The sequence below is a fragment of the Pontibacillus marinus BH030004 = DSM 16465 genome, assembly GCF_000425225.1.
GTDB lineage: Bacteria > Bacillota > Bacilli > Bacillales > BH030062 > Pontibacillus > Pontibacillus marinus.
This window is the reverse complement of sequence record NZ_KE384331.1, coordinates 39,750-52,585: the sequence shown is the minus strand read 5'-3', so window position 1 is coordinate 52,585 and position 12,836 is coordinate 39,750. Positions and strand designations below refer to the sequence as shown.

Annotated in this window: 11 protein-coding genes and 1 riboswitch; of the genes, 6 read left to right on the top strand and 5 right to left on the bottom strand. The window is 42.9% G+C overall.

What is annotated here, in order from left to right; translation table 11 throughout:
* Positions 1-62 precede the first annotated feature (62 nt).
* The 6 genes from H514_RS0116735 to trhO all read left to right on the top strand — a co-directional run bounded on the left by H514_RS0116735 (position 63) and on the right by trhO (position 5,325).
* On the top strand, positions 63-635 hold the full coding sequence (locus H514_RS0116735) for a YdcF family protein (protein WP_027447992.1): 573 nt from the start codon (positions 63-65) through the stop codon (positions 633-635).
* A 148-nt stretch (positions 636-783) separates the two neighbouring features.
* On the top strand, positions 784-1,569 hold the full coding sequence (locus tag H514_RS0116730; protein ID WP_027447991.1) for an ABC transporter ATP-binding protein: 786 nt from the start codon (positions 784-786) through the stop codon (positions 1,567-1,569).
* Entirely contained in the window at positions 1,553-2,311 is a 759-nt protein-coding gene (locus H514_RS0116725) for an ABC transporter permease (RefSeq protein ID WP_027447990.1), read from the top strand. Before H514_RS0116730 ends, H514_RS0116725 begins: the two co-directional genes overlap by 17 nt.
* A gap of 14 nt (positions 2,312-2,325) precedes the next feature.
* Positions 2,326-3,318: an aliphatic sulfonate ABC transporter substrate-binding protein gene (locus H514_RS0116720; RefSeq protein WP_027447989.1), complete on the top strand. Its 993-nt coding sequence runs from the start codon at positions 2,326-2,328 to the stop codon at positions 3,316-3,318.
* Between the two features lie 67 nt (positions 3,319-3,385).
* A riboswitch (cobalamin riboswitch) is annotated at positions 3,386-3,567 on the top strand.
* A 139-nt stretch (positions 3,568-3,706) separates the two neighbouring features.
* Positions 3,707-4,177 (top strand): acyl-CoA thioesterase, encoded by a 471-nt coding sequence (locus tag H514_RS0116715; RefSeq protein ID WP_027447988.1) that lies wholly within the window; start codon positions 3,707-3,709, stop codon positions 4,175-4,177.
* Between the two features lie 176 nt (positions 4,178-4,353).
* Positions 4,354-5,325, top strand: coding sequence for an oxygen-dependent tRNA uridine(34) hydroxylase TrhO (trhO, locus tag H514_RS0116710; protein ID WP_027447987.1), 972 nt, complete (start codon positions 4,354-4,356; stop codon positions 5,323-5,325).
* 648 nt (positions 5,326-5,973) lie between these two features.
* Here the strand turns inward: trhO and H514_RS0116700 are convergent.
* From H514_RS0116700 to H514_RS0116680, 5 genes are all read right to left on the bottom strand, one after another.
* Entirely contained in the window at positions 5,974-7,524 is a 1,551-nt protein-coding gene (locus H514_RS0116700; RefSeq protein ID WP_407946827.1) for an AbgT family transporter, read from the bottom strand.
* 136 nt (positions 7,525-7,660) lie between these two features.
* Positions 7,661-8,971: a hypothetical protein gene (locus H514_RS0116695; RefSeq protein ID WP_027447985.1), complete on the bottom strand. Its 1,311-nt coding sequence runs from the start codon at positions 8,969-8,971 to the stop codon at positions 7,661-7,663.
* The gene (locus tag H514_RS23340) at positions 8,937-10,217 is read right to left on the bottom strand and encodes a M20 family metallo-hydrolase (RefSeq protein WP_081673068.1); all 1,281 of its coding nucleotides are present in this window, start codon (positions 10,215-10,217) and stop codon (positions 8,937-8,939) included. The genes H514_RS0116695 and H514_RS23340 overlap by 35 nt, the downstream gene beginning before the upstream one ends.
* A complete protein-coding gene (locus H514_RS0116685) occupies positions 10,214-11,515 on the bottom strand; it encodes an amidohydrolase (RefSeq protein WP_027447984.1) in 1,302 nt (433 codons plus the stop codon). The genes H514_RS23340 and H514_RS0116685 overlap by 4 nt, the downstream gene beginning before the upstream one ends.
* 5 nt (positions 11,516-11,520) lie before the next feature.
* On the bottom strand, positions 11,521-12,717 hold the full coding sequence (locus H514_RS0116680) for a M20 metallopeptidase family protein (RefSeq protein WP_027447983.1): 1,197 nt from the start codon (positions 12,715-12,717) through the stop codon (positions 11,521-11,523).
* Positions 12,718-12,836 lie beyond the last annotated feature (119 nt).

The window sequence follows — 12,836 nt, the reverse complement described above, 5'->3', positions numbered from 1 at the left end:
TGGAATATTGTGTTAATATTGATCTAAGCATTAAAAGAGCAGCATAAGGTGGAGTTTTTATAATGAAGAAAAACATAAAACGTATCGTCATCTTTTTTATTGCTTGCATAAGCTGGTTTCTATTACACTCTATATCTATTGTAGTGGATGGTCTGAATGATGAATTGCATAAAACAGATGTAGCTGTAGTGTTAGGGAATAAAGTTAATGAAGATGGAACTCCATCCAATAGATTACAAGCAAGGATGGATAAAGCTAGTGAACTTTATCATGAAGGATACTTTAAGTCGATCATTGTAAGCGGCGGAGTAGGGGAAGAAGGGTTCGATGAATCAGGAGTCATGAAGAACTATTTAATAAATAAGAAAGTTCCTAGTGAAAACATTATAGAAGATCCCAATGGCTACAATACATATAAAACAGCCAAAAACTCCAAAGCAGTCATGAATGAGTTAAAGTACCAATCTGTAATGGTGATTACACAATACTTTCACATCAAACGAACAGAATTAGCCTTTCATAAAGTCGGAGTTGAAGATGTGTATTCAGCTCATGCTCACATTTTCGAGTTTAGAGATATGTATTCCATCATACGAGAGTTTCCTGCATATTATAAATACTTGCTGATTTATTAAGCCGACACCGTTCCATAAATATGGAGCGTTTTTTTTTGACAAAAGAAAATATAAGAAATATTGACACATTTATCATGCCGTCTGTATAATATAATTCATATAATCCCGATTAAACAAATAGGAATTATCATAGAAGGGCTGAAGCGATATGTATTTACACATAGATCAACTAGCTAAAAGCTTTCCCCATGAAGAAAGTGGGACTTGGGAGGTCTTTTCGGATGTAGACCTGTCCATACAAGAAAATGAATTCGTCTCTATTCTTGGTCCATCTGGTTGTGGCAAATCCACACTTTTATCGATGGTAGCTGGGCTTGAGTCGATTTCAAAAGGAACGATACAACTTGAAAATGAAGATGTGAAAACACCTGGACCTGATCGAGGCATGGTGTTCCAACAACCTGCTCTTTTCCCTTGGTTGAGTGTAATCGAGAACGTTAAGTTTCCACTAAAACATTTATCCAAACAGGAACAAGAGGAACGGGCTACAAAGTATCTTCAGATGGTTCACTTAAGTCGCTTTAAAGGGGCTTATCCTCATGAATTATCCGGAGGGATGCAACAGCGCGTGGCTATTGCAAGAGCACTAGCGATGGATCCCAAAGTTCTTTTGATGGATGAACCCTTTGGTGCTTTAGATGAGCAAACTCGTCATATTTTACATGATGAGCTGATGAAGATTTGGAAAGAAACCAAGAAAACTATCCTTTTCGTCACGCATAGTATCTCGGAAGCTATTAAACTATCAGATCGAGTCGTCGTTATGGGAACGCGGCCTGGTCGTATAATTGCAGATATCCCCATTGATATTCCGAGGCCACGCCAAAGAGATGATGAGAAGGTTATTGCAAAAGAACGGGAAGTTATGGATCTTCTCGAAGGTGAGATCAATAAAGTGTTGAAGGAAGAGTTGCAGTATGAAAATCGCGCTTAAACGAATTGCATTTTTGATCGTAGTAGTGGGGATTTGGCAAGGAATTGTGGCATTAGGCATATATCCTGAAATCGTCATACCGCCACCATCGAAGGTTTTCTTTGGAATGGTTGATGGATTCAGTGATGGCACATTAATCAAAGCAATCTTAAATAGTTTTAAACATTTATTTGTCGGCTTACCCCTTGCCATTATGATCGGTACTGCCATTGGGGTGTTGTTGGCTAAATCAACTCAAGCTGATGAAACGATGGGCATGTACTTAATTTCATTACAATCCATACCAAGTATTGTCTGGGTACCATTTGCTATTCTGCTTTTTGGTTTAAATGAGTCGGCTGTTTACTTCGTGGTTGTTCTAGGCGGAACATTCGTCATGGCATTAAATGTACGTACAGCTATTCACAGCGTACCGGGGCAAATGATTCAAGCAGCACGAACCATGGGTGTAAAAGGAATGAAGCTATTTTTCAAGGTTGAGATTCCAGCGAGTCTTCCGCATTTTGTTACGGGGCTTCGTCTTGCCTGGGCTTTTGGCTGGCGTGCACTGATGGCAGGAGAGTTGCTTAGCAATGGGCCGGGGCTAGGTTACTCGCTTCGCTTTGCTATGGACTTCGCTCAAATGGAAATGGTCATCGCTATAATCATCATTATTGGTTTTATTGGAGCAACAGTAGATCAGTTGGTCTTTTCAAAATTAGAACGGACCGTCATGAAACGATGGGGACTATTAAAAAATTAATGAGGTGAATCGAAATGAAAAAAATACTTATGACTGCAGGAATGCTTTTGCTAAGTCTAGCATTAGTTGCATGCGGCAATTCAGGTCAATCAAAATCAACGGACGAAATCACGATCGGTTACTTCCCGAACATTAACCACGTAGCTGGAATGGTAGCGGAAGAGAAGAAAATGTATGAAGAAACCCTTCCAGATGGAACAAAAGTGAACTACAAATACTTTCCGGACGGATCAGCTTTTATGACCGCTATTGAAACAGGAGAGATTCAAGGTGGCCTTGTTGGACCAGGACCAGCAATGAACCACTTTACAAGCGGAGCTAAAATAAACGTTGTGGCCGCAGGTTCAACGGGCGGAACGGTCATCATGGCACGTAAAGATGCGGGAATTAATTCTGTTGAAGATATTCAAGGCAAAACCTTTATCTCCCCTCGCGTAGGTTGCACACACGACGTTCAGTTTGAAACACTTATGATGCGTGAATTCGGGATGAAGTCAGACCGTTTAGATGGAAGCTTAAAGCACGTAACGGGTAAACCAGCAACGTATGCTCAACAGTTTGCACAAGGCCAGGTAGATGTAGCAACAGTTCCAGAACCATGGGCTTCTAAAATTGAAGAGGATGGCTACGGTAAAGTATTGATCGACACGAAAAACGTTGCCTTTGGTGAAACACTGCCAGCAGCTGTGTTTGTTACTTCATCAGACCTAGTGGAAAACAATAAAGACCTAGTTCAAAACATCGTCGACGCTCATAAGGAAGCGACAGAATTTATCCAAAACAACCCAGAAGAAGCGAAGCAAATCGCGATTAAAAAGATCAAAGACATTACGAATCAAGAACTTTCTAAGTCTGTAATTGATAATGCCTGGAATCGCATCGACTTCACCTATGAGGTAAAAGAATCAACTCTTCAAGCTTTTGCGAATGCATCACATGAATTGAAGTTCTTGAAGGATCAACCAGATTTAAGTGGGTTAGTGGATCGTAGTTTTATTGAGGAATAAGGTGGAGAACAGCAGCTTTCGAGTTGCTGTTCTTTTTTTAAGAAAGTGATATACTAGAAAAAAAGTGAATAAAGCACTGCCTGATGGTGACTTTTAAATAAAGTTGAAAAGGGAAGCTGGTGAGAATCCAGCGCGGTCCCGCCACTGTAATGAGGAGAGCCTCTCCATAACCACTGTTCACATGAAACGGGAAGGGGAGATGGTTCTATGACTCAAAGCCAGGAGACCTGCCATAAGGAAGAACATCAATACCTACGGGAGATAGGAGGGTGTTACGTTAATCGTGTACTCATGAAACATGAGTGTATTTCGTGATGAATGTAACCTAAAGCATCTTCTCTATTGAGGAGGTGCTTTTTTTAGTGGACTAGTATAAGGAGGATTTTGAATGGAAACTAGAACGTGTGCACATTCTAAAACGGTTCAAACAAGGTTGGTATTACCGCCAGATACCAATCATTTAGACTCTATTTTTGGCGGCAAAATTTTAGCCTATATAGATGAGATTGCGGCACTGACAGCAATGAAACATTCAAGCAGCGCTGTCGTAACCGCATCTATTGATTCAGTAGATTTTTTATCTTCTGCAAAAGTAGGGGATTCCCTCACATCAGAAGCATTTGTTACTTATACCGGCAGAAGTTCAATGGAGGTATATGTTAAAGTGACAGCTCATAATCTCTTGAAAAATGAGCAAACACTTACCACAGAATCTTTTATGACCATGGTGGCAGTGGATGAGAATGGAAAGCCTAAACCTGTGCCAAGCGTTTTGCCTGAAACGGATGAAGAAAAGCGTTTATTTGAGACAGCCCCAGCTAGAAAAGAAAATCGGAAGAAGCGATCAATGATCAGGTAAGAATAATTTGACAGATTTTCGAATTTTAATCAACAAGGCGACATTACCTTGACGCCATTACGTAACGCAATTAAAATATAGTGTTGTAGTATATAGATGAATAAGGTATTTCGATGAATGACTCATCAACCTAATTTTTGTATCCTGCAAATATAAAAAGATAGGTGGAATGCAACATGTCACAAAAAGAGTATCGAGTATTATTGTATTACCAGTATGTAACGATTGAGGATCCAGAAACGTTTGCTCAAGAACATTTGGATCTCTGTAATGAACTTGGATTAAAAGGCCGTATTTTGGTAGCGAATGAAGGGATCAACGGAACGGTTTCCGGTACGGTTGAACAGACGCAGAAATATATGGATGCGATGCACAACGACCCGAAGTTTGAAGATATGCCGTTTAAGATCGATGAAGCTGATGGTCACGCATTTAAGAAAATGCACTGCCGTCCACGTCCGGAACTTGTTACGCTTCGCTTAGAAGATGACATTAATCCGCACGATCTAACAGGCGAGTATCTTGAGCCAAAAGAATTTTATAAACGTATGCAAGATGAAAATACAATTATTTTAGATGCCCGTAATGATTATGAATATGATCTAGGCCATTTCCGCGGTGCCATTCGCCCTGACGTTCGCACATTCCGCGAACTACCAGATTGGGTCCGTGAAAATAAAGATCAATTAGAAGGTAAGCAAATCCTAACGTACTGCACAGGCGGTATCCGTTGCGAGAAATTCTCTGGCTGGTTGAAAAAAGAAGGCTTCGAAAACGTAGGTCAGCTTCATGGTGGAATCGCAACGTACAGTAAAGACGAAGACGTTCAAGGCCAACTGTGGGACGGTCAAATGTACGTATTTGACGAGCGCATTTCCGTACCCGTAAACCAGGTGGAGCACGTGGTTGTCGGAAAAGATTACTTTGACGGCGAACCATGCGAACGCTACGTAAACTGTGCTGAACCAAGCTGTAACAAACAAATCATTTGCTCTGAAGAAAACGAGCACAAATATATGCGCGGCTGCACACACGAATGCCGCACAAGCGAACGCAACCGTTACGTTGAAGAACACGGACTAACGGAAGAAGAAGTACAAGAGCGCTTGAAACGAATTGAAGAAGAAGATGGCGTACAAGCCACTTAATAGTGTTATTGAACTGCCCAGTGAGGAGAGGATCCTTGCTGGGTAGTTTTTTGTTTGGGAGGGGGAGCGAGGAATCCCACGCCCTGGAGGAGGAATTCCACACGCTGGGAGGAGAATCCCACGCCCTGGAGGGGGATTCCCACGCGCATGAGGTAGAAACCCACGCCCTGGGGTGAGAATCCCACACGCTGGAAGGAGAATCCCACGCCCGAGGAGGAGAAACCCACGCGCAGGAGGTAGAATCTCACGCCCTGGGGTGAGAATCCCACACGCTGGAAGGAGAATCCCACACGCTGGGAGGAGAATCCCACGCCCTGGAGGGGGAATCCCACGCGCATGAGGTAGAAACCCACGCCCTGGGGTGAGAATCCCACACGCTGGAAGGAGAATCCCACGCCCGAGGAGGAGAATCCCACGCCCGAGGAGGAGAAACCCACGCGCATGAGGTAGAAACCCACGCCCTGGGAGAAGAATCCCACGCCCTGGGGGGAATCCCACGCCCTGGAGGGAGCTCCACACGCAAGCCAGAGAGCTCCGCACGCAAGGCCCGGAGCTCCACACGCAAAGCTCGGAGCTCCGCACGAAAGCCAGACCCCCTCCACAAAAAAAGAAAACCAAGGCCCAGCCTTGGTTCTCTCCCCACATAATCTATTTATTCAAATACATATCCACACCAGGTCCTACCGGAATTCCTAGTAATGCAAATCCAAGCAATAACACGATCCACACACTCAAGAATGCAATACTATAAGGAAGCATTAACGAGATCAGGGTACCCAGTCCAGCTTTTTTATCGTATTCTTTCATAAAGGCTAGCACGATAATGATATACGGGTTCATCGGTGTGATGATGTTCGTGGATGAATCCGCAATACGGTATGCTGCCTGTACGAAAGCAGGGTGGAAATCCATGAAATAGAACATCTTTAGGAAGATCGGAGCTTCTAATGCCCATTGTGCGGAACCACTAAAGACAAGGAGGTTCATAAGAGCTGTTAAGAAGACAAATCCTAAAATAATAATGATCCCATTGAGTTCAAGACCACCAAGGAAATTCGCACCACTTACCGCAATCCAAGTTCCGATGTTTGTCCAATCAAAATATGCAATAAACTGTGCGGCAGCGAAGATCAGAACGATAAAGCCTGACATGTCTTTCATTGCTTCGCCCATGTACTTCGATACATCAGCAGGGGAATTAATTTTGCTAACCGTAACACCATATGCAACGCCAATAATAATGAAGAAAATTAAAATGATTGGCACAATTCCATCTAAGAATGGAGAAGGGATAATGCCACCTTCATCATTACGAAGGGGAGATCCTGGCCAAGCAAGTGCAATAACAAGTAGTGCAACATATCCTAACCCAGCTAGAAATGCATTACGGAAACCACGTTTCTCAACAGGAGATGTCTGTTCAAGTTCACCTTTTGCATCACCTTCATACTTACCTAATCGCGGCTCAACAATTTTATCCGTTACGAGGGCGCCTGTAACAGAAAGTACAACTACAGAAACGACCATGAAGTACCAGTTATCAACAGGGGTTACAACAATGTTAGCGTTCGGGATGCTTTGCATAACTTCTGTTGAAATCCCGGAAAGTAATGCGTCTGTTCCTGCGATGATAACGTTCGCTGTAAAACCAGAACCAACCCCGGCGAAACCTGCTGCTAAACCAGCTAATGGGTGACGGCCAATCGTGTAAAAGACCATCGCCGCAAGAGGTGGAATGATTACGAATGCTGCGTCTGAAGCTAAGTTACCCAAAATACCTGTGAAAATAATCGCGTAAGTTGTCAACGCTTTTGGTGCTTTTAAAATGGTACTCTTAATCGCTGTTTCAAGTAGGCCAACTTTATCTGCAATCCCAATACCAAGCATCATGGCCAAAACAAGTCCGAGCGGCTTAAATCCAGTGAAGTTCTCGAGCATAGATGTTAGCATGTAGCGCAAGCCTTCACCTGACATTAAGCTTTTGATCGGAATTTCTTCACCAGACCCTGGCTGAACAACGGTTACACCAAGGCTTGATACAAACCACGATAAAAGAATCGTGAATAATGCCAAATACACAAACAACATAAAGGGGTCTGGAAGCTTATTCCCCACTCTTTCAATTCCATTTAAAAACTTGGATAACCCTTTGTTAGACTTTCCGCTTTCTTGTGATTCCATTTGAACATTTGGCTCCATTATCTTCACCCTTTCATTTATTTAAGGAAAAAATCCTTTAATATTCCGTAATTATCCATAAATGAACCTGTCGTCTTTTTTTCTTTTTATATATTAGGTTTACGTCCAGCGCCATTGGCTAGCTGGACGCCACCGATCATGCTTCTTGCTTAAACTGAAATACTTTACGTGGACGTCCGCGCTCTCCTGATTGCATTTCTCCGCATTGTTCTACTAATCCAACGCGTTCCATTTCGGATAAAATGCGGCGGCCGTTTCTCTCTGTACTTTTTAGCCAGCGGGAGAGGTCTTGTGATGAAAATTGTTCCCGTCCATATTGTTTGGAGTACGAGAGCATTTTCGAGACGATCCCTGGACTGAGTGCTGCATCTTTTAATTTTTCTTTCCAAACAGCTCCTGTTTCACCAGATTTATAGACCATGTCCTGTTGAGCAGGTTGCTTACGCGTGATCGTTTGATTTTCATCCATGATCAAAATCGTTGGATGTTCCTCTTCACCAATGTGACGGAAGCCAAGCCTTACATTTTGCTCAGCCTGGGAGACTGTTTCGCCAAAACCAATCGACACGTTTGCTTGCAAGTTCGTTTCAAGCTTAATCTCTTCCATTAAGTTATAGAGATCATGTTCGGATTCGTGGCTTAACTCTCCTCGCGTGGTGAAAACAAAGAATAAACCATCACCAAAATGCATAACAGATCCGTTTGTTTTTTCAGCGATCAAGAGTAGGTGACGTTTCACATCAAGTTCGTGATGCTTTGATTTAAAAGAATAATAGAGTTCCTCCAAGTGATCCGAGTTAAGCTCCACGCGGCAACCGATAATCGCAACCTGAGAATTTCGGTAGTGATTGGATTGTGCTCTTTCTTCTAAAAATTGAATTACCAGTTTGATTGATAGATAGGATGGTGTTACACGAAATACGGGAACACCAAGCTCTTTTAATCCGTGATACACATCTTTAATAGAGGTGATCACAACTTCCGTCTTACCTTCTTCATAGAGATTTTTATGGAAATCGATTAATGTTTCAGCCTTCACACCATTTCGGAATGGATGGTTGTAATACTTTAGTGAATCGAGTTGATAGTAGGACAAAATTTTATCGAAATCTTCGTTTGCGATGGTATCGATGCTGACACTTTTAATGACTTTGTTCATCTTAAGCTGAGCTTCTAGTAAAATTCCGAAGAAACTAGATCCATGAAGGGGAGGATAGCCTGCTTCTTCTTCCGTGATCAGCTCATTGTCCATGGCGTAGGTGTGGTTTAAAACACCTGAGAAAAACCATTGATCCACCTCATGTCGATGTTTAGCCAAAATGTCATCGATATCTGATAATGTTTGGTATGGAAAAGGAAGAAATGTGATCTCTTCAAATTCCTCTGCTACGTACATAATGCGCTGGATTGAGTCATGCGGTCCGATTACGCCAATTGTTGTTTTCATGTTCATCACCTGTTTCTATTCGTAAATACTCCGCAATCATGCGGGTGCCTTTTTCTAAATCTTCTATAGAGGCATATTCTTTAGGGTGATGGCTGATTCCTTCTTGACACGGGATGAAAATAAGTCCAGATGGCCATCTTGTTGCCATGTTCATCACATCATGACCAGCGCCACTATCCATAGCGAGAGGTTTGTAGTCAAGTTGTTTTGCGACGTTAGCAAGTGTCTCTTGTATGTTTGGGTCAAGGAAGACAGAATCATTATCTACTAGCGTTTTGATGGTTACCGTTACAGAACGCTCACGCTCGATTTCTTCACAGAAGCTTTTAATTCGTTTCGCTAACTCGATCTTCAATTCATCTTCCACACTGCGAATATCGATCCCAAGCGTTACTTCTCCAGGTATAACATTCATCACGTTAGGGCTGAGTTGCACCGTACTTACGGTTGCAACGAGAGGAAGTGGTGCATCCTCATTCATTTTTTTGGCTTCTTCCTCAACAAAAGGAATAAGGGGAGCGCTCGCTACAAAAGCATCGGAACGTTTATCCATCGGTGTTGTGCCCGTATGATTGGCCATGCCTGAAAATGTAACTTGAAGGCGGATCGGGCAAGCAACGCCTCGAACAACACCAATATCAGCTCCGTGATCCTCGATTTGAGTTCCTTGTTCAATATGGAGTTCAAGGAAGCTTTCTAGTTCATCTGCTCGTAATTCTGCATTCGGGAGATTTTCCCAAGTAAGCCCGTAGGATTCAAGCGCTTCTCGAACACTGACTCCATCTGAATCTTTCACTTCAGCTAAATTGTCTTCCAAAAGTCCAGTCAGTGCTTTACTGCCAATAGTTGATACACCAAATCGTGCTGATTCTTCTGAAGCAAAGCAGATAACCGTAATGTTTTTTGAGGGAATAAAATCTCGATCCTTTAAGAGTTTAATAGATGCGAGACCTGCTAAAACTCCTGCAACACCATCGTAGCCTCCACCTGATCGGACTGTATCAACATGAGAGCCAACTGCGACTGTTGGGACCTTGTCATCTACTTTCCAAGTCGCCCATTGATTACCGGCTTCATCCTGATGAACCTCTAAACCGAGGGAGAGGGCAATGTGCCGGAATGTTTCATGTGCTTGTTTTTCTTCCTCTGAATAGCTAAGTCTTGTGAATCCAGTGTCATAATTCATCTCATCCACTAGATTTAGTTTTGTTAAATGTTCCGTAAGCCATTCCTGCATGTTTGTCATCGTGTATTTTCTCCTTTTACAAGATGGATGTACGTATCGACGGCAACGGCTAACGCATCCTCTTCAAAATCGAATGAGGGGTGATGGTGATTGTAGGGAAGGCTTGTCCCAAATAGCATGTATGTTGCTAGGCCACCATTCGCTTGAACCTTATTCATCATAAAACTTGCATCCTCTGATCCGGAAATAGCAGCAGAGGGGAGTACTTCTTTGATAAAGGAACTCGTTTCACAGTGTGAGCTGATTGAATCAATTAACTCCCTATCACAATCCATGCCTTCTGTTTCACCAACAAAATCAATGGAAGCTTCAACGTTGTGCATGTTGGCCGAAGCTTGAATCATTCGTTTGGCTTCACCAAGCATGAACTGATTAATCTCACCCGTTTCTCCACGCGTTTCAAGTTCTAAATAAGCTCGGTCAGCTATAATATTACGACCGCTCCCAGCGTCGAGTTTACCCACATTTACTCTGCTTGCCCCTTCACTATGTCGTGGTATTGAGTAGAGCTGAGTTGCCGTTGTAGCTGCTGCAAGCAAAGCATTGCGGCCATCCTCTGGTTTCATCCCAGCATGAGAAGATTCTCCGTTAAAGTGAACGTTGAGCTTTGATGAAGCAAGAAAGCCTTTTGTGGTTGCAGCTACTGTTCCTACTTCGAGGTCACGTAGCCCAAGGTGACCTGTGTAAAAAGCATCCACATCCTGAAGCCAACCTTTATCGGTCATCGCTTTTGCACCACGACCGCCTTCTTCAGCTGGTTGAAAGAGAAGGGTGAACTTCCCATTTAAGTTTCTTGCATTTTCAGCGATATACCGAGCGAGACCGAGACCGATGGTGATGTGACCATCGTGACCACAGGCATGCATCACATTCCTTTTGGAAGAGGAGAACCCTTGTGAAAAAGGAAGGTGATCCTCATGTTCTGTCTCCTGTATAGGAAGCGCATCGATATCAAAGCGGAAGGCAAGATGTTTGCCTAGAGATTCTGTGTCCCAGATGGCTACTAATCCTGTATTTCCACCATGCATGTGAGAGAGCCAATCCCCTTCAACTCCTTGAAAGTAGGCTTCAGATTCTTTTTCTTGCAAAAGCTCTTTAGATGGCACTCCATAGCGAGATTCACTTTTAAGGGCATCCTGACCAACATAGAGCTTGAATCCTAATTTCTCTAATTCTTTTCCAATTTTGTATGTCGTGTAGTACTCCATAAAACCTAGCTCAGGTTGTTGGTGAAAGGCTCTGCGCCAAGACTTTAACTGAGGTTTGATCGATTCTGTGAAGTTATTCTTAAGAAGCATTCGCATCATTCCTTTTCTTGCAAGTTTTCCAATGTTTCCAAAGCGAGTCGTGCCATGTACATACTGCCTTGAGGTAGCGCTTTTTCATTCAGCTTGAATGCTGGATCGTGAAGCGGTTTTTGATTTTCGGCATCCTCGATTTTTGTGCCTAGCCAAATGAAAGCACCAGGATATTGGTTGAGGAAGCGGGAAAAATCTTCACCAGCCAAAACAGGGTCTAGGCTAGGTGTCGCCTCATCTCCAAGCATGTGCTGAGCTGTGGCGCGAGCCTGTTGTGCCCATTTTGGTGTATTAATGGTAGCAGGGTATCCATCGAGATATTCAATCTCAACTTCAGCATCAAAAGCTTCAACGGTTTGCTTAATGATCTGATGGAATCGCTTTTTAACCTTATCTTTCACTTCCGGTTTGTAGGTTCGAACAGTTCCTTCAAAATAAACCTTGTCCGGAATGACGTTGTAGCGATAACCACCTTCAATTCGGCCGACTGTTAGCACTGCTGAATCGAGTGGGTTCACATTGCGGCTCACTATTGTCTGAAGGGATGAAATAACCTGATTGGCGATAATAATCGCATCATTTCCATCCTGGGGCATACTCGCATGACCGCCTCTTCCTCTAATCGTGACCGAAAATCGATCTGAGGCGCCCATCATTTCTTTGTCGCGAATGCCGATCTGGCCTACTGGAAGATAAGGCCATACATGCTGTCCGTAAATAACGTCAGGTTGGTATTTGGCAAAAACCCCATCATCCATCATTTTTTGCGAACCACCATGAGGCGCGTTTTCCTCAGCAGGTTGGAATACTAGAAGAACAGTTCCTTGAATTTGATCTTTCAGTTGCTGCAGAGCATACCCAGTTCCAAGCAGCATTGCTGTATGAGCATCATGCCCACAAGCATGCATTTTTCCTGGAGTTTTAGAGGTATGATCATGTTGATTGGCCTCCTGAATAGGGAGAGCATCCATATCAGCCCTGAGCGCAACCGTCTTGCCAGGCTTGTCTCCTTTAATAATGCCGAGTACCCCAGTCTCAGCGAAACCGGATTGAAACTCAATTCCGTATCTCGTTAATGTTTCTTGAACAAGTCTAGAAGTTTCATACTCTTCATTACTCAGTTCAGGGTTTTGATGTAGTGTACGTCGAATCGTTATGATATCGCTTTCAATATGTTTGATTAAGTCTAGGATGTTACTCATCTAGCATTTCTCCTTCATTTAAGGAAAATGTCCTTTAATATTCCGTTAATGAATAGTATAACAGAATTTCATGAGAAGTCACCCTATTCTGGTGAATTTTTAGAAAATTTCGATTGGTT